At 70.7% G+C, this 26,440-nt stretch carries 26 protein-coding genes; 15 read left to right on the top strand and 11 right to left on the bottom strand.

What is annotated here, in order from left to right; all coding sequences use genetic code 11:
* The first annotated feature begins 115 nt into the window (after nt 1-115).
* Together VA596_RS42585 and VA596_RS42580 are read left to right on the top strand one after the other, a co-directional pair.
* Complete coding sequence (locus VA596_RS42585; RefSeq protein ID WP_323335420.1) at nt 116-1,906, top strand: ABC transporter ATP-binding protein; 1,791 nt, start codon at nt 116-118, stop codon at nt 1,904-1,906.
* Nucleotides 1,907-1,915: 9 nt separating this feature from the next.
* Complete coding sequence (locus VA596_RS42580) at nt 1,916-2,380, top strand: MarR family winged helix-turn-helix transcriptional regulator (protein WP_323335418.1); 465 nt, start codon at nt 1,916-1,918, stop codon at nt 2,378-2,380.
* Between the two features lie 275 nt (nt 2,381-2,655).
* Here VA596_RS42580 and ku read toward each other — a convergent pair whose 3' ends face one another.
* Nucleotides 2,656-3,528, bottom strand: coding sequence for a non-homologous end joining protein Ku (gene ku / locus VA596_RS42575; RefSeq protein WP_323335416.1), 873 nt, complete (start codon nt 3,526-3,528; stop codon nt 2,656-2,658).
* 52 nt (nt 3,529-3,580) lie between these two features.
* Complete coding sequence (locus VA596_RS42570) at nt 3,581-3,949, bottom strand: hypothetical protein (protein WP_323335414.1); 369 nt, start codon at nt 3,947-3,949, stop codon at nt 3,581-3,583.
* A gap of 121 nt (nt 3,950-4,070) precedes the next feature.
* Between VA596_RS42570 and VA596_RS42565 the strand changes: the two genes are divergently transcribed.
* The 3 genes from VA596_RS42565 (at nt 4,071) to VA596_RS42555 (ending at nt 7,594) form a co-directional block, all read left to right on the top strand.
* Nucleotides 4,071-4,658 carry a TetR/AcrR family transcriptional regulator gene (locus tag VA596_RS42565; RefSeq protein WP_323335412.1) on the top strand — a complete coding sequence of 196 codons (588 nt, stop codon included), beginning with the start codon at nt 4,071-4,073 and terminating at the stop codon, nt 4,656-4,658.
* A 22-nt stretch (nt 4,659-4,680) separates the two neighbouring features.
* On the top strand, nt 4,681-5,433 hold the full coding sequence (locus VA596_RS42560; protein WP_323335411.1) for a glucose 1-dehydrogenase: 753 nt from the start codon (nt 4,681-4,683) through the stop codon (nt 5,431-5,433).
* Nucleotides 5,434-6,289: 856 nt separating this feature from the next.
* Nucleotides 6,290-7,594 (top strand): GGDEF domain-containing protein, encoded by a 1,305-nt coding sequence (locus VA596_RS42555; RefSeq protein ID WP_323335410.1) that lies wholly within the window; start codon nt 6,290-6,292, stop codon nt 7,592-7,594.
* Here VA596_RS42555 and VA596_RS42550 read toward each other — a convergent pair.
* Complete coding sequence (locus VA596_RS42550) at nt 7,591-9,294, bottom strand: DUF262 domain-containing protein (protein ID WP_323335409.1); 1,704 nt, start codon at nt 9,292-9,294, stop codon at nt 7,591-7,593. The genes VA596_RS42555 and VA596_RS42550 overlap by 4 nt on opposite strands.
* Nucleotides 9,295-9,430: 136 nt before the next feature.
* Here VA596_RS42550 and VA596_RS42545 point away from each other — a divergent pair, with 136 nt between their 5' ends.
* Genes VA596_RS42545 through VA596_RS42535 form a run of 3 tightly spaced genes read left to right on the top strand, consistent with a single transcriptional unit; the run spans nt 9,431 to nt 12,028 of the window.
* Nucleotides 9,431-10,033: a TetR/AcrR family transcriptional regulator gene (locus VA596_RS42545; protein ID WP_323335407.1), complete on the top strand. Its 603-nt coding sequence runs from the start codon at nt 9,431-9,433 to the stop codon at nt 10,031-10,033.
* Nucleotides 10,030-10,692, top strand: a complete 663-nt coding sequence (locus VA596_RS42540) for a VC0807 family protein (RefSeq protein ID WP_323335405.1) — start codon at nt 10,030-10,032, stop codon at nt 10,690-10,692. Before VA596_RS42545 ends, VA596_RS42540 begins: the two co-directional genes overlap by 4 nt.
* A complete protein-coding gene (locus tag VA596_RS42535) occupies nt 10,685-12,028 on the top strand; it encodes an FAD-dependent oxidoreductase (protein ID WP_323335403.1) in 1,344 nt (447 codons plus the stop codon). Before VA596_RS42540 ends, VA596_RS42535 begins: the two co-directional genes overlap by 8 nt.
* Before the next feature lie 43 nt (nt 12,029-12,071).
* Here VA596_RS42535 and VA596_RS42530 read toward each other — a convergent pair whose 3' ends face one another.
* From VA596_RS42530 to VA596_RS42520, 3 genes are read right to left on the bottom strand one after another with little or no spacing between them, the layout of a single operon-like run.
* Complete coding sequence (locus VA596_RS42530; RefSeq protein ID WP_323335401.1) at nt 12,072-14,387, bottom strand: [protein-PII] uridylyltransferase; 2,316 nt, start codon at nt 14,385-14,387, stop codon at nt 12,072-12,074.
* 9 nt (nt 14,388-14,396) lie between these two features.
* Nucleotides 14,397-14,735, bottom strand: coding sequence for a P-II family nitrogen regulator (locus tag VA596_RS42525; RefSeq protein ID WP_093952295.1), 339 nt, complete (start codon nt 14,733-14,735; stop codon nt 14,397-14,399).
* Nucleotides 14,732-16,120, bottom strand: a complete 1,389-nt coding sequence (locus tag VA596_RS42520) for an ammonium transporter (protein ID WP_323335398.1) — start codon at nt 16,118-16,120, stop codon at nt 14,732-14,734. The genes VA596_RS42525 and VA596_RS42520 overlap by 4 nt, the downstream gene beginning before the upstream one ends.
* Before the next feature lie 173 nt (nt 16,121-16,293).
* Between VA596_RS42520 and VA596_RS42515 the strand changes: the two genes are divergently transcribed.
* Both VA596_RS42515 and VA596_RS42510 read left to right on the top strand, forming a co-directional pair.
* The gene (locus tag VA596_RS42515) at nt 16,294-17,145 is read left to right on the top strand and encodes a putative RNA methyltransferase (RefSeq protein WP_323335396.1); all 852 of its coding nucleotides are present in this window, start codon (nt 16,294-16,296) and stop codon (nt 17,143-17,145) included.
* A gap of 294 nt (nt 17,146-17,439) precedes the next feature.
* The gene (locus VA596_RS42510) at nt 17,440-18,066 is read left to right on the top strand and encodes a (2Fe-2S)-binding protein (RefSeq protein WP_323335394.1); all 627 of its coding nucleotides are present in this window, start codon (nt 17,440-17,442) and stop codon (nt 18,064-18,066) included.
* 5 nt (nt 18,067-18,071) lie between these two features.
* Here the strand turns inward: VA596_RS42510 and VA596_RS42505 are convergent, their stop codons facing one another.
* Together VA596_RS42505 and VA596_RS42500 are read right to left on the bottom strand one after the other, a co-directional pair.
* Nucleotides 18,072-18,929 (bottom strand): sigma-70 family RNA polymerase sigma factor, encoded by an 858-nt coding sequence (locus VA596_RS42505; RefSeq protein WP_323335392.1) that lies wholly within the window; start codon nt 18,927-18,929, stop codon nt 18,072-18,074.
* 115 nt (nt 18,930-19,044) lie between these two features.
* Nucleotides 19,045-19,974: a LysR substrate-binding domain-containing protein gene (locus VA596_RS42500; RefSeq protein ID WP_323335743.1), complete on the bottom strand. Its 930-nt coding sequence runs from the start codon at nt 19,972-19,974 to the stop codon at nt 19,045-19,047.
* A 70-nt stretch (nt 19,975-20,044) separates the two neighbouring features.
* Between VA596_RS42500 and VA596_RS42495 the strand changes: the two genes are divergently transcribed.
* Entirely contained in the window at nt 20,045-20,905 is an 861-nt protein-coding gene (locus tag VA596_RS42495) for an SDR family NAD(P)-dependent oxidoreductase (protein WP_323335390.1), read from the top strand.
* 27 nt (nt 20,906-20,932) lie between these two features.
* Here VA596_RS42495 and VA596_RS42490 read toward each other — a convergent pair whose 3' ends face one another.
* Genes VA596_RS42490 through VA596_RS42480 form a run of 3 tightly spaced genes read right to left on the bottom strand, consistent with a single transcriptional unit; the run spans nt 20,933 to nt 23,220 of the window.
* On the bottom strand, nt 20,933-21,370 hold the full coding sequence (locus tag VA596_RS42490; protein ID WP_323335388.1) for a VOC family protein: 438 nt from the start codon (nt 21,368-21,370) through the stop codon (nt 20,933-20,935).
* The gene (locus tag VA596_RS42485) at nt 21,367-22,665 is read right to left on the bottom strand and encodes a serine hydrolase (protein WP_323335386.1); all 1,299 of its coding nucleotides are present in this window, start codon (nt 22,663-22,665) and stop codon (nt 21,367-21,369) included. Before VA596_RS42485 ends, VA596_RS42490 begins: the two co-directional genes overlap by 4 nt.
* Before the next feature lie 24 nt (nt 22,666-22,689).
* A complete protein-coding gene (locus VA596_RS42480; RefSeq protein WP_323335384.1) occupies nt 22,690-23,220 on the bottom strand; it encodes a DUF3887 domain-containing protein in 531 nt (176 codons plus the stop codon).
* Between the two features lie 278 nt (nt 23,221-23,498).
* Here VA596_RS42480 and VA596_RS42475 point away from each other — a divergent pair, with 278 nt between their 5' ends.
* Genes VA596_RS42475 through VA596_RS42460 form a run of 4 tightly spaced genes read left to right on the top strand, consistent with a single transcriptional unit; the run spans nt 23,499 to nt 26,248 of the window.
* A complete protein-coding gene (locus tag VA596_RS42475) occupies nt 23,499-24,785 on the top strand; it encodes an O-acetylhomoserine aminocarboxypropyltransferase/cysteine synthase family protein (RefSeq protein WP_323335382.1) in 1,287 nt (428 codons plus the stop codon).
* Nucleotides 24,782-25,258: a CoA-binding protein gene (locus VA596_RS42470; protein WP_323335380.1), complete on the top strand. Its 477-nt coding sequence runs from the start codon at nt 24,782-24,784 to the stop codon at nt 25,256-25,258. Before VA596_RS42475 ends, VA596_RS42470 begins: the two co-directional genes overlap by 4 nt.
* A gap of 35 nt (nt 25,259-25,293) precedes the next feature.
* Nucleotides 25,294-26,049, top strand: a complete 756-nt coding sequence (locus VA596_RS42465; protein ID WP_323335378.1) for an MBL fold metallo-hydrolase — start codon at nt 25,294-25,296, stop codon at nt 26,047-26,049.
* A gap of 25 nt (nt 26,050-26,074) precedes the next feature.
* Complete coding sequence (locus tag VA596_RS42460) at nt 26,075-26,248, top strand: hypothetical protein (protein ID WP_247062336.1); 174 nt, start codon at nt 26,075-26,077, stop codon at nt 26,246-26,248.
* The last annotated feature ends 192 nt before the right edge of the window (nt 26,249-26,440 follow it).

The raw sequence follows: 26,440 nt of genomic DNA, 5'->3' as shown, positions 1-26,440 counted from the left end.
GCGCACGCGATTAGTACACATAGGTGTACTACGTCGCGCGCGACGTCTCCCTAAAATCGGCTTTAATTTCGGAAATTCACTGGTCGACCGAGCAGGATTCGGTAAACATGTGTGTATGACTTCCGCGACCAGAGCCCGGCCGTCGCTCGCCGAACCGGCCTCCGACGCCGACGAACCGGTCCCGCTGCGGCGGATCGCCGGCCTCTTCCGCCCGCACCGCCGGCCCCTCGCCGCGCTGTTCGCGCTGATCGTCCTGCAGGCCGGGCTCGGCGTCGTCTCGCCGTTCCTCCTGCGCGAGATCCTCGACGACGCCCTCCCGCACCGCGACACGCTGCTGATCAGCGCCCTGGCCGCGGGGATGATCGTCTGCGCGGTCGGCAGCGGCTCCCTCGGCGTCGCGACGACCGGGCTGTCCAACACCATCGGCCAGCGCGTGATGAACGAGCTGCGCGTGTCGGTCTACGGCCACCTGCAGCGGATGTCGCTCGGGTTCTTCACCCGGACGAAGAGCGGCGAAGTGCTCTCGCGGGTGTTCAACGACATCGGCGGCGTCGACAACGTCATCACCACGACCGCCGGGTCGGTGGTGCAGAACGCCACCACGACGATCGCCATCACGGTGGCGCTGGTCGTGCTCGACTGGCAGCTCGCGCTGCTCTCGCTGATCGTCGTTCCGCTCTTCCTGCTGTTCACGCTCCGGCTCGGCAAGAAGCGGCGGACGCTGGCCCGCGGCCGGACCCGGCGGATGGCCCGGCTGACCACGATGGTCGAGGAGTCCCTGTCGGTCACCGGTGTGCTGCTCGCCAAGACGATGGGCAACGAGAAGGCCATGCGGGAGCGCTTCGGGGCCGAGTCGCGGGAGATCGCGTCGCTGGAACGGGCCGCCGCGCTGGCCGGGCGCTGGCAGACCGCGTCGCGGGCGATGAGCCTCACCGTCATCCCGGCGCTGGTGTACTGGATCGCCGGGCTGGCGCTCGCGGGCGGCGCGTCGCCGATCTCGCTCGGCACCGTCGTGGCCTTCACCAGCATGCTCAACCGGCTGGTGACGCCGGCCAGCGCGATGCAGACGATAGGGCAGAACGTGGCGACGTCGAAGGCGCTGTTCGGCCGGATCTTCGAGGTGCTCGACCTGGGCGTGGAGATCAGCGACAAGCCGGGCGCCGGCACGCTTTCCGTGCGCGAGGGCACCGTCTCCATGCGGGACGTCTCCTTCCGGTACGACGAGGACGGGCCGCTCACGCTGAAGGACATCGACCTCGACGTCCCGGCGGGGACGACCACGGCGCTCGTCGGTTCGACCGGCTCGGGCAAGACGACGCTCGCGTACCTCGTGGCGCGGCTCTACGAGGTGACGTCCGGCTCGGTGGAGATCGACGGCACCGACGTCCGCGACGTCACCCTGGCGTCGCTGGCCGCGGGCGTCGGGACGGTGTCGCAGGAGACCTACCTGTTCCACGACACCGTGCGGGAGAACCTGCGCTTCGCGAAGCCGGACGCGACCGACGAGGAGATCGAGGCGGCCGCGAAGGCCGCGCACATCCACGACACCCTGGCCGGGCTGCCCGAGGGGTACGACACGGTCGTCGGCCAGCGCGGCTACCGCTTCTCCGGCGGCGAGAAGCAGCGGATGGCGATCGCGCGGATCCTGCTGCGCAACCCGCCGGTGCTGATCCTCGACGAGGCGACCAGCGCGCTCGACAACCGCACCGAGCGGTCGGTGCAGGCCGAGCTGGACCGCCTCGCCACGGGACGCACGACGCTGACGATCGCGCACCGGCTGTCCACTGTGGAGCACGCGGACCAGATCGTCGTGCTGCACGAGGGCCGGATCGTGGAGCGCGGCACGCACGGCGAACTGCTGGCGCGCGACGGCCGCTACGCCCGGCTGGTGCGCGGAACCGCCTAATCTGGGCGCATGCACCCCGAATCCGACGTCGTTTCGCCGGTCAGCGCGGACCCCGAGCTGGCCGACCTGGCGCGGCAGGTGCGCGAGGGCGTCGGGCGGCTGAACTGGCGGATGCGCGCCGAGCGCGACCCGAGCGGCCCGGGCCCGGCGGTGCTGGCGGTGCTGAGCAGGCTGTACCGGGCGGGCACGCACACACCGTCGGAGCTGGCGGCGGCGGAGCGGCTGCAGCCGCAGTCCCTTACCCGGATCCTGGCGTGGGTGACCGAGCGCGAGCTGGTCACCCGCACCCCCGACCCGGACGACGGACGCCGCTCGCTGATCCGCATCACCCCGGCCGGGCTGGCGGTGCTGCGGGAGTACAGCATCCAACGGGAACGCTGGCTGGCGGCGGCGATGGAGTCGACGCTGTCCCCGACGGAGCGGCAGCTGCTGCGGCTGGCGTCGGAGCTGATGATGCGCGTGGCGGACGCTTGAGTCGCTTGAAAGCTGCCGCGGAGACCCCTCGACCCCTCCGCGGCAGCCTTCAAGACTCCCCCTTTTCGCACCGCCTCCCCGCGGTGCGGGTCCCGGGAACGGACCGCTCCTCCAGCGATCCGCCCCGGAACCCTTGGTCTGGACGGCACACCTCCCCAGGGGCCGTCCGGACCCCCTCACCAGCGGTTCCGGCATCCGCTGGCAGGACGAAGTCTGCCGCGGTGCGGCGGCTGCCAGCAGTGGGAGAACCCTCAATTACCCGTGGGTAGTACTACTCAAGACGTCTTCGAGCGGCTACGCGACGCGGCTCGCTTCGCCGTCGTACGCGCCTTCGCCGCGCGAGCCGCGGCGGCGCGCGCCTTCGTGACGGCCGCGGTGCGCTCGTCCTCCGCCTCGGCCGCGCTCTCCTGCAGCGCCGCCAGCAGCCGGGTGACGCCCTCGGACTGCTCGGCGGCCGTCGGCTGGACGACCTCGGCGCCGTCGATCTTCGACCGGATCAACGCGTCGAGCGCCTCGCGGTAACGGTCGGGGTAGCGACCGGGGTCGAACTCGCCGGTCAGCTCCTCGACCAAGCTCACCGCGCGCCGCAGCTCGCCGGGCCGGATGTCGACGTCCGCGTGCCGGAAGGGGAAGTCCGGCGTGCGCACCTCGTCCGGCCACAGCATCGTTTCCAGGACGAGCACCTGGTCGCGCACCCGCAGCGCGCCGAGCACCTCACGGCGGCGCAGCGCGACGGTGACCAGCGCGATCCGGCCCGACTGCTGCAGGGCCTCGCTGAACAGCACGTACGGCTTCGTCCCGGCCGGCTCGGGCTCGAGGAAGTAGGTCTTCGCGAACCAGATCGGGTCGACGTCGGCCAGCGGCGTGAAGCCGCGGATGTCGATCGTGCGGCCGGGCATCGGCAGCGACGCGAGCTCGTGGTCCGACAGCAGCACGACGTCACCACCGGGGACCGGGTAGCCCCGGATCATCTGCTCGGGCGGCACCTCGGCGCCGTCGACCTCGCAGACGCGCTTCACCCGGACGCGGCCGCCGTCGGTGCTGTGCACCTGGTGCAGCGGGATCTCGTGCTCCTCGGTCGCGCTGTACGCCTTCACCGGAATGGCGTAACTGCCGAACCCGATCGTGCCCGTCCACACCGCCCGCATAGGAGCCACCTCCGCAGCTCCAGGCTAGGCGGGCGGCCTTGCGGGACGACAGCTACAAACGGGTGTCGGGCGCGACGGATTCGCTCACGCATTCGAACGACGGCGTGACCTCGTCGAGCGCCTCGGCCGAGCAGCGGGCCGCGATGGCCGCCTCGCGCAGCACCTCGGCGACGACCTCGACGTCCAGTGGCGGCGCCGCGGCGAGAGCCTCCGAACCGGTCTCGACGCGGCGGGCGAGCCCGGCGAGCGCGTGGGAGATGGCCTCCTGCCCGGCGACCAGCTGGGCGACGACGTCGGTGAGCTCGGCCGTGGTGGCGCCCGGGCCGCCGCAGCGCAGGCCGGCGGCGAGTTCCTCGGCACACGAGCGCAAGTGGGTGGCGACGACCGTCGGCGGCAGCGTCAGCTGTGGCGGATCCTGCATCGCGCACCCCCTCAGGCCGGTCAGAGCAGCCATAGTGCCACCGCACACGGCGTCACCGGACGCGACACACCGCCGTCTGCATATTTGACCGAGCGTTCTCGATAGCGCTAGGGTTTTGATCATGTCCCGGGTCAAGGAGTTCGACGTCGACGAAGCCTGTGACGCCGCCTTGGCGCTCTTCCGGCGTCACGGCTACGAGGCGACGTCGGTCAGCGACCTCGTCACGCACCTCGGCGTCGCCAAGGCGAGCCTGTACGCCACCTTCGGCACGAAGCACGCGTTCTACGTCACGGCGTTGAAGCGCTACGCCGAGCAGACCGACGCGCGGGTTCTCGCGAGCCTGTCGCGACCGGGCTCCGGTGTGGCCGCTGTGCGCGGACTGCTGGAGAGCTACGTCGCCGACATCCTGGGCGAAGCCGGCCCCATCGGCTGCTTCGTCGTCAACGCCGCCGTCGAGCTTCTCCCCCGCGACCCGGAGGTCGCGCGGGTCGTCGAGCGCAGCTGGGACACCCTCGAGGTGGCGCTCACGATGGCACTGGAACGCGCGAAGGCCCAGGACGAACTCCCCGGCGGCAGTGATCCGGCGACGCTGGCCCGGTTCCTGCTCACCGTGCTCCAGGGCCTGCGCGTCCTGGGCAAGGGCACGGACGCGGCGAGCCGGCTGAAGGCGGCCGTCTCACAGGCGATGCGTTTACTCATTCAAGAATGATCGGACCAGAAAGAAGGCACTCATGGGGGCACGCTTCGCGGGCAAGGTCGTCCTGGTGACGGGCGGCAGCTCGGGCATCGGACGGGCGACGGCACGCGCGTTCGCCGACGAGGGCGCGACCGTGGTCGTCGCCGGGCGCGACGAGCAGCGGCTCGCCTCGACGGTCAAGGAGATCGGCGGCTCGGCGAGCGCGATCGTCGCGGACGTCACCGACTCCGCGGACGTCGCGCGCACGGTCGAGACGGTCGTCGCGCGGCACGGCGCGCTGGACGTCGCGTTCAACAACGCCGGCATCCTCGGCGAGCCGGCGGCCACCGGCGACCTGCGCGAGGACGTCTTCGACGCGGTGATCGGCACCAACCTCACCGGCACCTGGCTGTGCATGAAGCACGAGATCGCCCACATGCGGGCGCACGGCGGCGGCGCGATCGTCAACATGGCGTCGAACATCGGCTCGCACGGCCGGATCCCCGGCATGGCGGCCTACGCGGCGTCGAAGGCCGCGGTGAGCGTGCTGACCCGCACCGCGGCGCGCGACCACATCGCCGAGGGCATCCGTGTGAACGCCGTCAGCCCGGGTCCGACGGACACCGGGATGTCGCTGCGGCCCGGCGAGACGGACGCCGATCGCGCCGAGCGGCTCAAGTCCGCGCTTCCGCTGGGCCGGGTGGGTGCCACCGCCGAAGTGGCCGCAGCGGTGCTGTGGCTGGCTTCGGACGAGGCGGGGTTCACGGTCGGCCACGACCTGGTGGTCGACGGCGGCGCGACCGCCTGAGCGGCCCCACCCGGGCCCGCGTCGCTTCAGGATTCACGGTTGCGCATGGTGACGATCCCCTCTCGTACCGGGACGGACGGTGTGCACGGCGTGGGTTCAGGACTCGCGGTTGCGCACGGGGCTCCCCTTCCGGGCGATGCGGGCAGGTGGGCGTGGGTTCAGGACTCGCGGTTACGCATCGGGCACTCCCTTCAGGCGTCGCGGGCGGGTAGGCATCGGGTTCAGGACTCGCGGTTACGCATCGGGCACTCCCTTCAGGCGTCGCGGGCGGGTCGGCTTGGGCTCAGGACTCGCGATTGCGCACAGCGGCACTCCTTCCGGGCGTCACGGACAGACGGACATGGGTTCAGGACTCGCGATTGCGCACGGGGCTCTCCCTTCGGGCGTCACGGACAGGCGGACATGGGTTCAGGACTCGCGATTGCGCACGGGGCTCTCCCTTCGGGCGTCACGGACAGGCGGACTTGGGTCAGGACTCGCGGTTACGCACAGCGGCTCTCCCTTCGAGTGCGGTGACAGACGGAAGCGGTTTCAGGACTCGCGATTACGCACAGCAGTTCTCCTTTCAAGCGCGGTGACGGACAGGAGCAGTTTCAGGACTCGCGATTACGCACAGCGGCACTCCTTCCAGGCGCGGTGACAGACGGAAACCGGGTTCAGGACTCGCGATTGCGCACGGCGGCTCTCCTCTCGCGGCACGGACTGCGGGGCGCGGGGGCTCAGGATTCGCGGTTGCGCACGGCGGCGGCCTCCCTTCACTGGTCCGATCGTGTGGCAATCATCGATCGCGGCCGCCCGGTGTGATGGGGTGGACTCGGATCGTCGGATCACCCACGGGAGTTGCACCGCCTTGAGTATGGACGGCGCCCATCCGGCCGAACCCCGTGCGGGTCACTCGCGGGGGATGCTCAGTCCTGGTCACTGGACGCTCTGGCGGCAGCGCGGGTCGCTGATCTTCTACGTCTTCCTGGTCGAGTCGGTGGCGCTCGTGGCCACCGTCTGGACCGCCGTCGTGGTGCCCGTCCGGCTGTGGGACCTGGTCGTCCTCGCGGTGCTGGCCGTCCTCGGCGTGCTGCAGGCGGAGCTGGGCCGGCAGATCGAGCGCGTCCGGCGGCTGGTGTCCGACACCCCGCACATCAACCTGACGTCGGTCTGGACGTTCGCCGGGGTGCTGCTCCTGCCGCCCGCGCTCGGCGCCGCGCTGGTCGTCGTCCTGTACGTGCACCTGGCGACGCGCAGCCTCGCGCGGATCAAGCGCGTTCCGCCGTTCCGGACCGCGCTGAACGCGACGCTGGTCGTCATCACCTGCTACGCGGCCGAGTTCGTCCTGCACCGGCTCGGCGTGCCGGACATGTACGCGGCGCTGACGTCCGGCTGGCGCGGCGTCACGGCCATCACGCTGGCCGCGGTGACGTACTTCCTGTTCGCCGCGATCACGATCGTGCCGGCGCTGACGATCACCAAGCGCACGGTGGCGGCGTTCTTCGGCGGCCTCGGCGACAACTTGCTCGAGGTCGCGACGCTGTGCCTGGGCATGCTCACGGCGTTGACGCTGGCGACGCTGCCCGCGCTGGCGATCGCGATCGTGCCGCCGCTGCTGGTGCTGCACCGGGCGGTGCTGATCAAGCAGCTCGAGATCGCCGCGACGACCGACGAGAAGACGGGCTTGTTCAACACGACCGGCTGGCACCTGCTCGCGTCGCGCGAGCTGGCCAGGGCGCAGCGCAGCACGCAGAGCAGCTTCGGCGTGCTGATGATCGACCTGGACCACTTCAAGCTGATCAACGACGCACACGGGCACCTCGCGGGCGACACGGTCCTCCGCGCGATCGCGACGACGATCAAGAACGCGGTCCGCGACTACGACTCGGTCGGCCGCTTCGGCGGCGAGGAGTTCGTGGTCCTGCTCCCGGACATCGGCCCGGCGGCCGTGCTCGCGGTGGCCGAACGCATCCGCGCGGCGATCGCGGCGCTGGAGGTCGAGTACGAGGACGGCAGCCAGGTACGCGTGATCGACGCCCTGTCGGCCTCGATCGGCGTGGCGACCTACCCCGACGGCGGCACGGCCGTCGACCGCCTGCTGCAGGCCGCGGACAAGGCCCTCTACCGGGCCAAGGACGCGGGCCGCAACAAAGTCGTCGACGGCACCGCCATCGCCTAGGCGGCTGCGGGACTACCGGGTTCCAGCCGCCAGAGATCGCCGAGGACCTTCAGCAGAGTCTCCTGACGCTCCTCGAGGACGGCCGGAGTCCACACGGCGCTGTCGAGCACCTGAGCGGTCAGGACGAACGGCGGCCAACTCGTCTTCTCGAAGTACTTGGTCTTCTTCACTTCGAACTCGAGGTTGCCGGCTTGGGAGTTCTTCCGCCTCGAAAGCAGGACGAGGTTCGCCAGGCGGTGAACCCAGTACGACCGCTCCTGCGGAGTGAACTCCGTAGTCCATGCGCTGTCCGCTGCGGGCGATTGGGGCAAAACGTGTTCCACGCTGATCAGCGGGGAGTGTTCGTAGCTCTTCCCACCGTCCGACAGCGCAGAATCGAGGCGTAGCAGCACATACTGACGAATCCGCGTGACTGTGTAGATCTCGGCGTTCAGCTTCTCGGCGGTCGCCGCTCGTTCTTCATCGGACAACTGGAGCGGGGACTCGTCCGCGTAGAGGTCGCGTCCCTTCTCCATCCAGTCCAGGACACGGCCGTAACGCTCGATCCGGCGAGTGATGTCGACCCGACGGACGAGAATGCTCGCTGCAAGCCGTTCGAGGTCGACCAGGAAGCGAAGAAGCTCTGCGGAATCGGCCGTCGGACGACTGAAGTAGCTGATGGCCGGAGGGATCCAGTCGGTGTTGTCCAGCTGTTTCAACCAGCCCAGCAGCCGGTTGATCGCTTCTGCGTCGGGCCCTCCGGCGTAGCTCGCGCGCGTAACCGCCTCGAAGGCGTCCGAGTAGGGAACCAGCACGTCGTCGATGAACTTCTTGCCGTCCGGCACGCGCTGCAGGACCGACGCGCGGAACTCCTTCAAGATCGACTCACGAGCCTTCGTCTTCGCGTACACCATGCGGATGTGGGAGAAGAGATCGCCGAAGTCGCTGCGACCGAGATCGTCCTCCTCGTGGGCCCACTTGGTGGTGTAGGCGTCCTGGTCGGCTTCCGGGATGGAGCCGATGATCTCCGCCTTCAGGATGTCGGTGTGCGTGAGATCCAAGCCACGCTCGTTGAGCACCGAGAAGATGCGGTAGGCCGACTCGAAGTCGGCCGTCGACACCACGACCAGGTATGTGTGCCGGTCGATGAACGAAACCAGCCGCTCGCGCTCCACCATCTCCAGCTCGCCCAACCGCGCCTTGAGGTGGAGCGCGTTCTCGACCAGGCGTGCCCGGCTGTCGGGTCGCACGTTCACCAAGGACGCGAGCAGAGCGTTTCCTTCTCGTTCCTGGACGTACTTCTCGAAGAACCCCTGGTCCTGATCACGAAGACTGAGGCGAGGCTGATCCGCGGTCTGCTTGATCGGGTCTCCCTTCTGGAAGATCCGGCTCTCCAGTGACGCGGCGTAGGGAGGCGAGACACAGTCACGGAGAACACTCAGCAGCACCGTGAGGGTGGTGAGGCGCTGCTGCCCGTCGACCACCTCGGCCAGCGCCTCCTTTTCCGCCTTGACCAGCACGATGCTGCCGAGGAAGTAGGGATCGGCTTCGGTGAGCGAGTCCTTGGCACGAGAAGCGGCGAGAAGATCGTCGAACATCTCCCCCGCCTGTTCGGTCGTCCAGGCGTATGGGCGCTGATAACGAGGGATCGTGAAGTGGTAGTCGTCGGTGAAGATGTCGCCGACGGTGTGCTCCGCTGCTTGGATTTTCGTCCCGGCCATGCGGGAGATCTCGGTGGCGAGACGCCGGCTGTTACAAGATCCACCGCCCGCTCGTCGCCGACTCCGCCATCGCCTGATCCACACCCCCTTGACCAGGCGACTTGCCATTTTTGCTCGCTTGAGCTAACTTTTGCTCATGCGAGCAAGAACGTTCACCGAGTCCGGCAGGCGGGCCCAGATCGTGCGGGCGGCGATCGAAGTGATCGCCGAGGCCGGGTACGCCAAGGCGTCGTTCAGCCGGATCGCGAAGCACGCGGGTCTGTCGAGCACCGGCATGATCAGCTACCACTTCGCGGGCAAGGACGACCTGCTCGCGGTGTGCGTCACGGAGATCGAAAAGATCACCGGGGCGTTCATGGGGCCGCGGATCGACGCCGCCGTCGGGCACGTCGCGCAGCTGCGGGCCTACGTCGAATCGAACGTCGCGCTCGTCGGCGAGCACCCCGCCGAAGTCCGCGCCCTGATCGACCTGGTGAAGAACGCCGGTTCGCAGAGCGCGAGCGTCAACGGGCGGATCGCCTTGTTCGAAGAGCACTTCCGCACCGGGCAGGCGGCCGGCGTCTTCGGCCGCTTCGACCCGCGGACGGCGGCGCTCGCCTTCACCACCGGCCTCGACGCCGTCGTCGCCATCGCGGCCGCCGCTGTACCCGAACCCGCCGAGCTCACGCGCATCGGCCGTGAGCTCGCCGACCTCTACGTGCGGGCGACCGCACCCGAAACCACTGGGGAACCCGCATGATGATCGAACAGAAGTCCGAGCCCGACGCCGGCCTGCGCCGGGTCATCCGCGCCAACGTGCTGAACGTCGTCTTCGAAGTGATCGTGCCGATGGCGCTGTTCTACGGCCTGCGCGCGGCCGGCGTCAGCCAGTGGTGGTCGCTGATGGCCGGCATCCTGGTCGCCGCGCCGTACGTGCTGTGGACGATCGCCCGCAACCGCAAGGTCGACCTCGTCGCCCTGGTGACGCTGAGCGTCATGGTGCTGTCGGTGGTGCTGGGCCTGCTCTCGGACGACCCGCGCACGCTGGTGATTCGCGAAGGGTGGACCGCCGCGCTGGGTGGCGTGTTCGGCGCGTGGATGCTGGTCACGGTGTTCATCGGACGGCCAGCGCAGCTGACGCTGGGCCGCACGATCGCCGAGATCAAGCGCGGCGCCGAGGGCGCGGACGCGTGGGCGTCCCGCTGGGACACCGACGCCCGCTTCCGGCGCGGCCTGCGGATCAACACGGCCGCCTGGGGCGGTGTGCTGATGCTCAGCGCGGTCGTGCACATCGTGCTCGTCTACACCCTGCCGATCGACCTGATCTCGCTGGTCACCACCGTGCAGTGGTTCGCGATGCTGGCCGCCCTGATCGTCTGGCACGTCTGGTACCTCAAGAAGGAGAACCTCGATGCCTGACGTCCTGATCGCCGGCGCCGGCCCGACCGGCCTGCTGACCGCGTTCGAACTGGAACGCGCCGGGCTCGACGTCCTGGTCCTCGAGCGCGACGCCCGCCCGACGGCGCAGTCGAAGGCCCTCGGCCTGCAGCCCCGGTCGGTCGAGGTGCTCGCCGACCGCGGCCTGCTCGCCGCGATCGAGCCGCACGTCGAAGCCCGGCTGCCCGGCGGGCACTTCTCGAACATCCCGATCGACTACACCGAGCTGCCGACCCGTTTCCCGTACCAGCTCGGCGTCGAGCAGGTGCACGTCGCGGCGGCGATCGAAGCGCGGCTGCGCACGCCGGTGCTGCGCGACGCGGCCGTCACCGCGGTGGCGCAGGACGACGAAGGCGTCACAGTCACCGCGGGCGGCCAGGAGTACCAGGCCGGGTGGCTGGTGGCGGCCGACGGCGGCCACAGCACGGTCCGGACGCTGCTGGGCGCCGCGTTCCCCGGCCGCTCGGCGCGGATCTCGCTGGTCGTCGCCGACCTCACGCTCACCCGGAAGCCCGGCGGGTACGCCGATGAATGGCGGCTACCGTCCCAGGCCGCGGGGTTCCTGCTGCCGCTCTCGGGCGGCCGGCACCGCCTGGTCGTCGTCGGCGAGGAGCAGCAGCGGCTCGGCCGCGACGAGCCCGTCACGGCCGGCGAGCTGCAGCGGGCGCTGACCGCCCTGCACGGGCCGGGGTTCGAGGTGGGCGAGGTGCTCTGGGCGTCCCGGTTCGGCGACGCGTCCCGGCAGCTGGAGCGCTACCGCCACGGCCGGGTGCTGTTCGCGGGCGACGCCGCGCACATCCACCTGCCGGTCGGCGGCCAGGGACTCAACCTGGGCCTGCAGGACGCGGTGAACCTCGGCTGGAAGCTGGCCGCGCAGGTCCGCGGCCACGCCCCGGACGGCCTGCTCGACAGCTACCACGGCGAACGTCACCCGGTCGCCGCCCGCGTGCTGGTCAGCACCCGCGCGCAGGCGGTGCTCGGGGTGCCCGATCCCGACGCGGCAGCCGTCCGGGAGATCGTCACGGGCCTGATCGCCGTCCCGGAGGCCCACCGCACGGTCGCGGCGGAGATCTCGGGCCTCGGCGTCACCTACCCGGGTGTTTCCGGCCGCGCGGTCGACGTGCCGTCCACATCGGACGGTCGTGCGGTACTGGTCGGCGCGGACCTGCCGCCGGGGTGGGCCGACCGCGTCGAGACCCGTTCCGGTGCCGGGCCGCAGCTCGTCCGGCCGGACGGTTACGTGGTCTGGAACGGCGGGCCGGGCCTGGAAGACGCGCTGGCCACGTGGTTCGGCGAGCCCGCGGTCGCGCTGGTGTGAGGGTGCCTGAGCCGGGTGACGGCCCGGCTCAGGCACCACTCGTTCAGGAAGACGCGGCCAGCACGGCCTGCTCGACCTCGCGGCGCCAGCCCGGCTCGATGCGGCCGCTGCGTGGAGTCACGGCGAACGAGTCGACCACCGCGCCGCCCAGCGTCGCCACCTTGGCCCAGCGGACTTCCGCGTCGCAGCGGCGCAACGCCCCGGCGACGCGGAACAGCAGGCCGATCCGGTCGGCCGCCCGCAGTTCGAGGACCACCGTGTCCGGTCCGCTCGTCTCGTCGTCGAACCACAGCACCTTCGGCGCGACCGACGCCGCGTCGGGTGAGCCGTAGTCGCGTTCCTTCGCCGCCAGCCGCTGGGTCAGCGGCAAAGTACCGGCGACCGCGCGGGCGAACTGCTCGCGCAGCAGCGTCACCTCCGGCAGCGAACCGAACTTCGGTGACGCCGTGAAGATCCCGGCCCGCCCGCCGTCGTGGCCGCGCAGGATCGCCGAGTGCACCTCCATCGAGTTCAGCGCCAGTACACCGGCCGCCGGCGCCAGCAGCTCCGCGCGGGCCGGCACGGCCAGCAGCACCGTGACGACCTTGCCCTGCGTGCTGATCCGGACCTCGCCGTTGCCCGAGGCGACGGCCTGAGCGACGAGCTCGCGCTGTTCGGAGTCCATCGGCTCGGGAGCGGTGAACCCCTTGCCGCGCAGCACTTCCTCGCAGCCGGTGACCAGCTCGGCGAGCAGCCGGGCCTTCCAGTCCGTCCAGACGCCGGGCCCGGTGGCCAGCGAGTCGGCCTGGGTGAGCGCGTGCAGCAGCTCGACCAGGACGAGGTCGCTGTCCAGGGTCTTCACCACCCGCGCCACGGTGGCCGGCTCGCTGATGTCGCGCCGCGTGGCGGTGTGCGGCAGCAGCAGGTGATGACGGACCATCGCCGAAACCGTCGCGGCGTCGTCCGCGTCGAGCCCGAGCCGGGCCGCGACCTGGGCGGAGATCTTGGCGCCCAGCTCCGAATGGTCGGCGTCGCGGCCCTTGCCGATGTCGTGCAGCAGCGCGCCGACCAACAGCAGGTCCGGCCGCGCCACGGTGGTGGTCAGCTTGGCCGCCTCGACGCAGGTGCGCACGAGGTGCCGGTCGACCGTCCACTGGTGCACCGGCGAACGCGGCGGCAGGTCGCGGACCGCGCCCCACTCGGGGAACAGCCGTGACCACAGGCCGGTCCGGTCGAGCGATTCGACGGCGTCGACCAGGCCCTCCCCCGCGCCCAGCAGCTCGACGAGGGCGTTCAACGCCTCGGCGGGCCACGGCGCGCGCAGCTCGGGCGCGGACTCGGCCAGGGCCTTCAGGGTGCCGAGCGCGATCGGCTTGCCGGTGCGCGCCGACGCGGCGGCGACCCGGAGCAGCAGCGCCGGGTCCTTCGCCGGGACGGCGTCACGGGCCAGCGAGACCTCGTTCCCGTGCAGCACCACACCTTCGGCGAGCGGCGTGCGCGACGGCCGCCGCCCGAACCGCGCCTTCGGCGGGTCCACAGTGGACCGGAGCGCGACGTCCAGCGCGTACGCGATCGTGCGCCCCGCGCCGGACAGCTTGCGCGCCAAGGTGAAACGGTCGCCGAAGCCGAGCTCGGAGGCCACCAGCTCGGCCTCCGGCGCGGACAGGACGTCCCGCTCGCGCCGGATCTCGCGCCGCAGCTCGGTGCGGACGTCGAGCAGAAGTCCCTTGGCCTCCAGCAGTTCCTCGCCCGGGCGGGCGGTGAGCTGCGCCGCGGCCAGAGCTTCCAGGACGGCGAAGTCCCGCAGCCCGCCCCGCCCGTGCTTGAGATCGGGTTCGGCGGACTGCGCGATCTCACCGCTGCGGGCCCAGCGCTGCCGCACCGACGCCGTCAGATCGGGGATCTGCTTGCGTGCGGTGCGGCGCCACTGGTCCCGTGCCGCCGTGACGAGGCGGCCGCTCAGCTCGGCGTCCCCGGCGAGGTGCCGGGCGTCGAGCAGGCCCATCGCCGTCCGAAGGTCCTCCGAAGCGACCTTCAGCGCTTCGCCGGGCGTGCGGACCGAGTGGTCGAGCCCGACTTTCGCGTCCCACAAGGGATACCAGAGCGCGTCCGCGATCTCGCCGACCCTGCTGTTGCCGTTGTGCACCAGCAGCAGGTCGAGATCGGAGAACGGCACCAGCTCCCGGCGGCCGAGCCCGCCCACGGCGACCAGCGCGACACCCGGTTCCGCGGTGTCGACGCCGGCCGCCGAAGCTCCCCTGCTCAGCCAGAACTCGTAGAGGTCGACCAGGGCCGCCCGCAACGCGGACGCCCCCAGCCTCCCGTGCCTGCCCTCGAGCAGTCGCTCGGTGGCCTTGACCAGTTCGCCCCCGTCGGCCATCCCAGACGCCTATAGAGCGTCCGTGCCGCGCTCGCCGGTCCGTACCCGGATGACCGTCTCGACCGGCGTCACCCACAGCTTGCCGTCGCCGATCTTGCCGGTGTGCGCGGCCGTGGTGATGGCGTCGAGCACCTTCTCCACGTTGGTGTCGTCGGTGACGACCTCGATCTTCAGCTTGGCCACGAAGTCCACCGAGTACTCCGCACCGCGGTAGACCTCGGTGTGGCCCTTCTGGCGGCCGTAACCCTGGACTTCGCTCACCGTCATGCCCAGCACGCCCAGCTGCTCCAGCGCGGAGCGGACGTCGTCCAGCGTGAACGGCTTCACAATCGCCGTGATGAGCTTCATGCCTTGCTCTCCTCGAGTTTCGCGGCCGGAGTGGACTTGACCGGGATGGTGGACGGCGAGCCGAGGCCGCCGCCGGACAACCCGGTGAAGTCGTACGCGCTCTCCGCGTGCTGAGCCTCGTCGATGCCAGTGACCTCGTCCTCCACGCTGACGCGGAAGCCGCCGGCCTTCTTGATCGCGAAGCCGATGATGAAGGTCAACACGAAGGAGTACACCAGCACCGCGCCCGCCGCAGCGGCCTGCCTGCCCAGCTGGGTGAAGCCACCGCCGTAGAACAGGCCGTCGGCGCCGAGCGAGTTCACGCTGGTGGTGCCGAAGAAGCCGATCAGCAGGGTGCCGACGATGCCGCCGACCAGGTGGACGCCCACGACGTCGAGCGAGTCGTCGAAGCCGAAGCGGAACTTCAGCGAGACGGCCAGCGCGCAGAGGGCACCGGCGATGACGCCGATCGCGATGGCCCCGATCGGGCTCACGAAACCACACGCCGGGGTGATGGCGACCAGGCCGGCGACCGCGCCGGAGGCCGCGCCGAGGGTGGTCGGCTTGCCGAACTTGAGCTGCTCGACCAGCAGCCAGCCGAGGACGGCGGCCGCAGTGGCGACGGTGGTGTTGGTGAAGGCGACCGCGGCGAGGTCGTTGGCGGCCAGCGCCGAACCCGCGTTGAAGCCGTACCAGCCGAACCACAGCAGGCTCGCGCCGAGCAGCACGAACGGCACGTTGTGCGGGCGGCCGGTGTCCTTCGGCCAGCCCTTGCGCTTGCCGAGCACGATCGCCAGCGCGAGACCCGCGGCACCGGCGTTGATGTGGACCGCGGTACCACCGGCGAAGTCGAGTGCCTTGAGGTTGTTGGCGATCCAGCCGCCGACGGCGTCCGCGCCGATGAAGCCGTTGAACGAGAACACCCAGTGCGCGACCGGGAAGTACACGACCGTCACCCAGATGACGACGAACAGCGTCCAGCCCCAGAACTTCGCGCGGTCGGCGATGGCGCCCGAGATCAGTGCGGGCGTGATGATCGCGAACATCAGCTGGAACATCACGAAAGCGAGTACCGGCAGCGCGTCCGAGCCCGGCCACGCGACCTCGGGCGAGGAGCTCGTGGCGGCCGTCACGAAGCCGGCGAGCTTGCCGACGGTGTCGCCGAGCCCGGCGAGGTCGAAGTTACCGACCAGGCCGCCGAAGGCGTCGTTGGAGAACGACATCGAGAAGCCGTACAGGGCCCACAACACCCCCACCACGGCCAGCGCGATGAAGTTCATCATCAGCATGTTCAAGACGCTCTTCGCGCGGACCATGCCGCCGTAGAAGAAAGCCAGTCCTGGTGTCATGAGCATGACCAGCGCGGCGCTGGCCAGTACCCATGCGGTGTCTCCTGCGTTCAGCACATCGTCCTCCCGTGCCCTGGGTTCATGCGAAGGCAGTTTTGGCGCGCGGTGTTTCACGGGACGGCTCGTCAGGTTTCACCCGCGTGAACTGTCTGCGCCACGTTGTTACGTCCAGGTTTCCCAGGACCTGTGCTGAAGTGTCCGGTTGCGAAACCTCGTGGTCGAATATCCCCATGACTTCAGGCGACCGCGGGAATGACCCACTGCCACCCCGGGTCGTGGACGCGTTGCGGTGTTCGGTGTGCGGCGACCCGATCGGGCTAACCGATCGCACACTGCGTTGCGACAACCGCCACTCTTTCGATCTAGCCAGACAGGGTTACGTGAACCTGTTGCACGCGCGAATCCCGGCCGGAACGGCGGACACCGCACCGATGGTCACGGCGCGCGCGGACTTCCTGGAGTCGGGGGTCTACCGGGGTCTCGCCGACGAGCTGGCGCGAGTCTGCGCGGACACCGACGGCCTGGTGATCGACGCGGGCGCGGGCACGGGTTACTACCTGGCCCACGTCCTGTCCGCGGCCCCGGCGGCGACCGGCCTGGCCCTGGACGTCTCGGCGGTGGCCCTCCGCCGCGCGGCCCGCGCCCACCCCCGCCTGGGCGCGGCGGTGTGGAACCTGTGGGAGCCGTGGCCGGTGGGCGACGAGGTGGCGTCGGTCCTGCTGAACGTCTTCGCCCCGCGCAACGGCCCGGAGTTCCACCGGGTCCTGCGCCCCGGCGGCCTGCTGACGGTCGCCTCACCGACCCCGGACCACCTCCGCGAGCTGGGCGACCTGGTCCTGACGGTCGACGACCGCAAGGAGGAACGCCTCGACGGCACCCTCGGCGAGTACTTCGCCCGCACGGGCCGCACGGAGGTCCGCCGGACGGTGGAGCTGACCCCGCAGCAGGTACGCCAGGCGGTGGAGATGGGCCCGACGGCCTTCCACCTGGACCGCGGTGACCGTCGCTCGCGCCTGGACGCGCTGACCGAAGCCCAGGAGGTCACGGTGTCGTTCGCGGTCTCGACGTACCGGCGGTTGTGAGGTGGTGGTTTCTGAAGTGGCGCTTCTGTCGGCCCGTGCAGTTGCTGCTCTTCGCTGTCGCGAGCCGGGAGTTCCCCGCCGCCACGGACTGAGGTCTCCGACCTCACCGCCACGAACCGTGGCTTCCCGCCCTCACCGCCGCGAATGACAGTTCCTCGCCCTGGCCGCAGCGAACTGCGCATCCACACTCAGGCGCGCACCCACCGCCGCGAGCTGCGGTTCCGGCCCTCCTCCCCCACGTCATCCTCCCCCGCCCTCCCCGCGTCCGAGCGGCGTGTCTGGAAGGGTGGAGACGTGAAGCCCGACTGGACCGCCCCCGCGACCCTGCTCGCGGATCCTGAGTGGGTGCGGGCCCGCATCGGCGGCGCGGCGAAGCGCTACGGCTGCGCGCGGCCCGAGGTCCTCGGCACGATCTGGTGGTATTCGCTCTCCTCGGTGCTCGTGGCGCCCGCGGTCGAAGGCCTGGTCGCCGGGACTCTCGTCGACCCCGCGCTGGCGGCCACCGAGCTGGACCTCGTCGCCGACGGCCGCTTCCTCGGCGCCCGCTCGACCCGCCCCCTGTCTGGTGGCCTGCCCGAGCTGGGAACGGCGTTCGCCGGGGCGCTTGGCACCGCGATCACGACGATCGCCGCCGTCACCGGCGCCCGCGAACGCGCGCTGGGCGCGATCGCCACCGACTCGATCGGCAACCGGCTCCTCTGGACACCGGATCCGGAGCGCGCGATGACCCTGGCCGAGCCGCTGGTGGCGGCGATCGGCCTCGGCCTGCCGAAGCCGCGCTTCATCCGCGTCGGCCGCACACCCGCAGTCCGCCGTGCCTCGTGCTGCCTGATCTACGAAGCCGGCAACCCGAAGTGCGTGAGCTGCCCGCGTCAGACACCGTCGGAGCGCGAGGCCCGCCTTCGCGCGGCCTTGAGCTGACCGAGTCAGTCGAGGACGGCGACCTCCAGCCCACGCAACCGCTCCGGGTCCGCGATGACCTCGATGCCGGTGATCCGGTCGTCGTCGACGGTGAAGGACAGGACGACCGACAGCCGCCCGCCGCGCACCATCAGCAGACCGAGAACGCCGTCGACGAGGGCCAGTTCGCTGACGCGAGCCCGCGTGGACGCCAGCAGCGCCCCCTTGCGGACGCTGGCGACCCCGCGCAGCACGATCGGTGCCGGGCTCGGGCCGACGAAGCGGTCGGCGTGCAGCACGACGTCCGGATCGAGCAGGGACAGCAGCGCCTCGAAGTCGCCACCACGCGAAGCGGCCAGGAAGGCTTCGACGACCTTGCGCCGCCGGGGCACGTCCGCGGCTGGCGAGCTGCCGCCCTTGACCCGCCGGCGGGCGCGACTGGCGAGCTGCCGCGTCGCCGCCGGGGTCTTGTCGATCATCGGGGCGATGTCGTCGAACGGCACCGCGAACATGTCGTGCAGCACGAACGCGACCCGCTCGGCCGGCCCGAGCGAGTCCAGCACCACCAGCAGGGCCAGCCCGACCGAGTCGGCCAGTTCGGCCTCCTGCTCGGGGTCGCGGACGTCCGCGTCCGGCTCCGGCTGCTGGTCCAGCGGCTCCTCGCGGTGGTTGCGCCGGGTACGGAGCATCGAGAGGCACACCCGCGCGACGACGGTGGTCAGCCACGCACCGACGTTCTCCACGTCACCGGTGTCGGTGCGGTCGAACCGCAGCCAGGCCTCCTGGACGGCGTCGTCGGCCTCGCTCGCCGAGCCGAGTATCCGGTAGGCGACCGCCCGCAGCCGGGGCCGCTCGTGTTCGAACCGCTCGGTCAGTGCGTCCACCGTGTCCCGTTCCTTCCGCGCCGGAGTTCGTAGCAGTAGACCCCGCGGCGACCACCGATGTGACACGAACGCCACGCCACCCGGCGTGATCTCGGTCATCGGTGTTCCCGGCATCTCAGCCGTCGGCGCGGTCCGGGACCCCGGCGGCCGCCCGGCGCAGGGCCTCGGCCAGCAGGGCAACCGGTTCGGAGAGCGGGCCCGGCAGCCGGGCCAGCACCACGCGCCGCCGTTCCGACGGCCCGCCCCGCACCGTCACCACCCGCACCCCCGGCGGCACGGCCTCGGCCAGCGAAGCGGGCAACGTCGTCAGGCCGCACCCGGCCGCCACCAGGTTCAGCTTGGCGAGCCAGTCCCGGGCGGTGTGCGCGACCTCGGGCCGCTCGTCGAGCCCGGGCCACACGCCCATCAGCGTGTCCTCCCCCGCCGACGGCCCCGCGATCCAGCGCTGCCCGCGCAGGTCGGCGACGTCGACCGCGTCCACGCGGGCCAGCGGGTGCCCCGCGGGCACGGCGAGGCACAGCGTGCGCTCGGCGAGCGTCTTGAGCCGCAGCGCCGGGGTTTCGGAGTCCGGCGGCCGGAACGGCGGCACCGAACCCAGCACGGCCAGATCCACCGCTCCCGCACGCAGCGCCCGCACCAGGACCGGCGTCGTGCCTTCCCGGGTGGTGACGCGCACCGCCGGGTGCGTGCGCCGCAGTTCCGCCACGGCGCGAGGCACCAGGACGGCGCCCGCGCTGGGGAACCAGCCGAGCCGCACGCTCCCGCCGTCGGCAGGCAGTCCGGCCAGCTCACGCCCCGCGGCGTCGATCTGGTCCAGCACCGCGATCGCCCGGCGCAGCACAACGTTCCCGGCGACGGTCAGGCGAACCCCACCGGGACGCCGTTCCAGCACCGGTGTCCCGGCCACGCGTTCGAGCGAGGCGATCCGCCGCGACACCGCGGACTGCGTGTAGCCCAGCGCCGCCGCAGCGGCCGTGAGCGTGCCCCGGTCGGCGACCTCCCGGAACACGCGGAGGGCCACCAGGGAGACGTCACCAAAGTCCATGACGTTCACGCATACCAGGCTTGCCTGATTCTCGCTGGGCGCATGATCGTGCCGAACGTAGCGTGAAGGTATGACACGCACCGCCGTGGTGACCGGAGCCAACCAGGGGCTCGGATTCGCTCTCGCCCAAGGACTCGCCACCCACCTCCTTCCGGAAGACCTCGTACTCCTCACCGGTCGCGACGCCGGACGCGTCGCGGCCGCCACCGAACGCGTCGTCGCGGACCCCTCGACGCGCAGCCACGTCGAGGGCCGTGTCCTCGACGTCTCCGATGCCGACGCCGTCGCCCGCTTCGCCACCGGCCTCGGCGCGGTGGACATCGTGCTGTCCAACGCGGTCGGCCCGCTCGACCCCGGGCGATCCCAGGCCGAGCAAGCCGACGTCTTCCTCGACGTCGCCAACGGCGGCACCCAAGCGGTGCTGCGCTCGTTCGGCCCGATCCTGCGCCCGGGCGGCAGGCTGCTCGTCGTCGCCAGCTCGCTGGGCACGCTCGGCCACCTGCCCGAGGCGCTCCGGGCCCGGTTCGACGGCGTGCCGCTCGACGACGTCGAGCGAGCCGTCGAGGACTGGCGCACCGCGATCCACGCCGGCCGGGCCCAGGATCTCGGCTGGCCGGAGTGGATCAACGTGCCTTCCAAGGTTGCCCAGGTCGCCGCCGTGCGCGCCGTGGCCGCGGACCGCCGGGAACGCGACCTCGCCGACGGCACCCTGGTCGCAGCGGTCTGCCCCGGCCTCGTCGACACCCGGGCGTCACGCCCGTGGTTCGCCAACTTCAGCCAGGCCCAGACCCCGGAGCAGGCCGCGCGGGCGGTGCTCGATCTGGTCCTCGACGACCTCGACCCGTCGACGTACGGCGAGCTGATCCGCTTCGGCCATGTCCTGCCCTGGCACAGCGGCAGCCCGACCCGCCACGAGGAACTGATCGGCTAGCCACGCCCTGGACAGTCCTGCCGGAGCTCAGAGCACGCAGAACTCGTTGCCCTCCGGGTCCGCCATCACGATGTGGTCCGGTCGGCCACCCGCTTCGTACTCGTGCAGCACCGTCGCTCCCGCCGCCGTGAGACGGGCTACCGCCTCCACGACCCGCTCCCAACGCATCTCCCAGGCCACCTCGCGGCCACCACCCGCCTGGATGTCCAGGTGCAGCCGGTTCTTCACGACCTTGTTCTCGGGCACCTTGAGGAAGCTCAAGCTCGGGAGAACACCTTCCGGGTCGGTCAGATACGCGCCGTCGTCCCATTCCTCCTCGGGCACACCGAAGTCGGTGAACCACGCTTCCCAGCTCGCGAACCCTGCCGGTGGCGGACGCTCGATGTAGCCGAGGGCCACCGCCCAGAACCTCGCCAGCACGCGAGGCTCCGCGCAATCGAACGTCAGACTCCAGCGCACCGTCACCGGCGCAGCGTATCGGCCAACAGCGCCACCGCCCCCTTCGCAACAGCGATCCCCCGTGCCGAGACGTGGCCTTCGTCCAGTGGCGCCACCGGATCGGAGACCATGACGCTGGTGACCAGTGCTCGGCCGTCGGCGGTGCGGGCCAGGTAGTTCAAGGTCAGCACACCGGGCTCGCTGCCGCCCTTGAACCAGACCTCTGGGAACTTCGCCTTGTCGAGGCCGAGCCCGCCGTCGTTGAGCGACAGTGCGTGCCCGATCTCCGGCTGGTTTTCCTTCTGCAGCCCGGAGAACGCCCGGCAGATGTCGTCCGGTGAGCCGAACCACTCGAGCTGGTCGATCTTCTCCGGTTTTGGCCAGGAGGTGAGACCGGTGAGCGGGAGCCGCTCGAGGCCGGCGACCGCCGCGGGACGTGCCCAGCGTGGCAGCGCCAGGTAGGCGTCGGCGCGGGCCGGGTATTGCGTGGCCTTGAGTTCGAACAACGCTTTCGTCGTCAGGAACGGGATATTGGCCGACGGCCGCTGATTGCCGAACGCGGTGAGCTGCCGCTGCACGGAGTCGCGCCCGAGCCGGTGGATCAGGTGGTCGGTGGCGGTGTTGTCGCTGATCGAGATCATCTTGTCGGCGTACTCCGACAGCGGAAGGCGCGTGCCGGCCGGCTGGTTCTGCAGCACACCCGAAGGCAGGCTCTTCCAGTCGTCGCGGATCGCGAGCTGCTCGGTCCAGGACGCCTTGTGCTCCGCCACCGCTTTGCCGAGCGCGCCGAGCACGTAGAGCTTGAACGCCGAGCCCAGCGGCCGTTGCACGTCGTCCTGCACGCCGTGCACGTCACGGCAGCGGCCGTCCGGCAGGATCTCCGACGCACCGAACGAGACGCGGCCGCCGAGCGCCGCGAGCTGGGCGTCCAGCTCCGGCCAAGACGACGGCACCGGGTCGTCCGCGGTCGCCCGCAGCCCGTCGATCAACCCGGTCTGGTCGACGTGGAGGGCCAGCAGGTAGTCGTCCGCCGGGCCGTGGACCGCCGCCTCGATCTGGTCGGGTGCCTCGGTGACGACTCGCTTCACCTCGAGCCGGCCGAGCCCGGTCAGCGCGGCGTTGATGCCCGCACTCCCGCCCGCCGCGGTCAACAGGACCTGCGCGATGTGCTGCTGCAACTCGGCATCGGCCACCGGGACGCGCCCGGTGGCTTCAACGACCCATTCGAGCTGCTGTACCGCCGTGGGTACTTCGGCGGCGTGGGCGGCCGGGGCCACCAGCGGCACGAGGACCGCTATCACGCCTGCGATTGCTGTTTTCATAGTTCCCCCTGTTCACAACTGCGCTCACATCTGTTCGGCCGGCCGGATCCACAGCCCGGCCACCTGACCGTCCTCCCGGTAGGTCACCTGCACGGTCCGCTCGCCGGCCTCGAAGGCCAGCGGCAGGTGGACGATCGTGTAGTCCCCCGCCGACCGCGCGTACGGCTCTCCCATCCGCTCGTAGCGTCCGACCGATCCGGCCAGCTGCGTCCAGGCGAGCCGCAGCTCGTCCTCGCCAACCGACGCGAGCATGCGGTCGTCGAAGTCCCGGCGCACCTCGTGCCACTGGCACCCGATGAGCTCGACCACGAGCTCCTCGGCGCGGTTGATCGCGTCGGGCCGCTTCAGCTCCGTCATCGACGCGCCTGTGGCCGGATCGACCGGCCGGCCGAACCGCTGGAAAGCGGCCTGCCGGCTGGTACCCAGCAGGTCACCGATCTCCTGCCAGGTGTGCCCGGCCGCCCTGGCCGCGTCCACGGTGTCCCGCAGTGTCGCCTCCGCGTCGCGGACCTTCCGCAACGCGGCACCGACCGCGGCCAAGGGTTCGTCGGGCACGGTGTCAAGAGTGGATTGACGACCGACCGTTGTCAAGTCATTCTTTACGTGCGTTCGCTGCCGACGGGCGGCGCTCCGGCACGTGGCGTCGCAGTACTGGCGATTTCGTCCAGCTCCGCGACGAGGTGGCAGCGACTTGCCACACACGGCACATTTCATACGTTCGAGTGTAGCGCACGGAATGGTAAAGCGTGCTAACCTCGGCAGCACGAAATGACCACGCCCACCACCTGGGAGGCGTGGCCGACCGAAGGGGAGGACGGTTACGGTGAGGACCGATGAGTGAACGCACCTGGGGCTTCCGGACCCGCGCACTGCACGCGGGTGGAACGCCCGACCCGGCGACCGGTGCCCGTGCCGTGCCGATCTACCAGACCACGAGCTTCGTCTTCGAGGACGCGGCCGATGCGGCGAACCTGTTCGCACTGCAGAAGTACGGCAACATCTACAGCCGGATCGGGAACCCGACCGTGGCGGCGTTCGAGGAGCGGATCGCCAGCCTCGAAGGCGCGATCGGCGGGGTCGCCGCCGGCAGCGGCCAGGCCGCGGAATTCCTCACCTTCAGCGCACTCGCCGAGGCGGGCGACCACATCGTGTCGGCAAGCGGGCTCTACGGCGGCACGGTCACCCAGCTCACCGGCACACTCCGGCGGTTCGGCGTGGAGACGACGTTCGTCAGCGGCGGCATCGACGACTACGCCGCGGCGATCACCGACCGGACCCGGCTGCTCTACACCGAGGTGATCGGCAACCCCGGCGGCGGCATCGCCGACCTCGCCGCGCTGGCGGACCTGGCGCACTCCCACGACATCCCGTTAGTGGTCGACGCGACACTGGCGACGCCGTACCTCTGCCGCCCGATGGAGCACGGCGCGGACATCGTGCTGCACTCGGCGACGAAGTTCCTCGGCGGCCACGGGACGACGCTCGGCGGAATCGTCGTCGAGTCAGGGAAGTTCGACTGGGGCAACGGGAAGTTCCCACGGATGACCGAGGCCGTCGAGAGCTACGGCGGCCTCAAGTACTGGGAGAACTTCGGCGAGTACGCCTTCTGCACGCGGCTTCGCGCGGAGCAGTTGCGGGACATCGGCGCGGTCCTCTCACCACACTCAGCTTTCCTGCTGCTGCAAGGAGTCGAAACCCTTCCCCAGCGGATGGACGCGCACGTCGCCAACGCACGCGCCGTGGCGGAATACCTCGAAGGGGACCCGCGCGTGGCGTGGGTGTCGTACGCGAGGCTACCGGCGCACCCGCACCACGACCTGGCGAAGAAGTACCTCCCCGCCGGGCCCGGGGCGGTGTTCTCGTTCGGCATCGACGGCGGTCGCGCGGCCGGCGAGAAGTTCGTCAAGTCGGTGGAGTTGTTGTCGCACCTGGCGAACGTCGGGGACGCCCGCACGCTCGTGATCCACCCGGCGTCGACGACCCACGCACAGCTGTCGGAAGACCAGCTCACAGCAGCCGGTGTGGGCCCGGACCTGATCCGGCTGTCGGTCGGGCTGGAAGACGTCGAGGACATCCTCTGGGACCTCGACCAGGCGCTGGGCAAGGCGGTGGCCGGATGACGTACGCCGTCGGTGCCGTCGAGCGGCGCGGGATCTTGAACCGGACGAAGTCGGTGACGCTGGTGGGCGCGTCCGCGAACCCGTCGCGGCCGAGCTACTTCGTCGCCACCTACCTGCTCTCGTCGACGCGGTACGAGGTCAACTTCGTCAACCCACGCCTGGACACCCTGTTCGGAAAGCCGGTGTACGCCTCGCTCAAGGACGTGCCGGGCGAACCGGACCTCGTCAGCGTGTTCCGGAAGCACGACGACCTGCCGCAGGTGGCCGAGGAAGTGATCGGCGTGGGCGCGCGGACGTTGTGGCTGCAACTCGGGTTGTGGCACGAACCGGTGGCCGACCGGGCGCGGGAGGCGGGGCTGGACGTCGTGATGAACCGGTGCGTGAAGATCGAGCACGCGCGGTTCGCCGGTGGCCTGCACCTGGCCGGGTTCAACACCGGCGTGATCAGCTCGCGGAGGCAGTCGGCACCCTAGGGAAGAGCACGCCCGTTCCCGTCGTTGGCCCGGGTATGACCGAGAAACTGGGGATCACCCTGTCCGGTGGTCCGACCGCGCTTCTGGAGCTGGGTGGCGTCCGGCTGCTCACCGACCCGACGTTCGACCCGCCGGGTGACCACTCGATCGGGCAGCGGGTGCTGGTCAAGACCGAGGACTCGGTGCTGACCGAGGACGCAGTCGGCGTGGTGGACGCCGTGCTGCTCTCCCACGATCAGCATCCGGACAACCTGGACGATCGCGGTCGCGACTACCTCCGGACGGTGCCGCTGACCCTGATCACAGCCAGCGGCGCCGAGCGGCTGGGCGGGACCGCCCGTGGCCTGGCGCCGTGGGAGGAGACGCAGGTCGGGCGGCTCACGGTCACTGCCGTCCCGGCGTTGCACGGGCCCGAAGGCGCGGAGCAGCTGGCCGGTGACGTCACCGGGTTCGTGCTCAGTGGCGAGGGCCTGCGGACGGTGTACGTCAGCGGGGACAACGCGTCGGTAGACCTGGTGCGGGAGATCGCGTCGCGGTTCAGCGTCGACGTTGCGGTGCTGTTTGCCGGCGCCGCGAAGACGAAGCTGTTCGACGGGGCTCCCCTGACGTTGACCAGCGCAAACGCCGCCGAGGCGGCGAAGGTGCTGGGCTCGGCGAAGGTCGTCCCCCTGCATTTCCGGGGCTGGCAGCACTTCAGCGAGGGCCCGGACGTGCTGCGGAAGGAGTTCGAGGCGGCCGGCCTGGCCGACCGGCTGGTGCTGCTCGAACCCGGGGAGCGCGCAGAGGTCTGACTCGGGCCCGTGAGAGGCTGGCCGCATGGCCAAACCGACGCCGCTGCAGTTCCGGAACATCCTCGTCGCCCTGCTGGCGGCGGCGGGCTTCGTGTGGAGCATCGTGGCCGGCCTGCCGTGGTGGGTCAGTGCGATCATCGGCTGCGCGTGCGTTCTGTCGCTGGCCTCGGCCTACCTGAACCGTCCCGACGCGGGCTGACCACGGGTCGTCGACGAGGTGTTCGGCACTCGTCGACGACCCGCGCGTTCAGGCGGAGACACCGCGAGCTGAGCCGCACCGTGCGGGACGGTGCCGGTCCCGTGCGCACGCCAGGCTCGGGCAATCGCGGCGGCATGCCCCGCCGAGCCGCCCGGCTCACGGCTCACGGCTCACGGCTCACGGCTCACGGCT

It is taken from the genome of Amycolatopsis heterodermiae, from assembly GCF_034929455.1.
Taxonomy (GTDB): Bacteria; Actinomycetota; Actinomycetes; order Mycobacteriales; family Pseudonocardiaceae; genus Amycolatopsis; species Amycolatopsis heterodermiae.
This window is presented reverse-complemented; position numbering and strand designations above follow the sequence as displayed.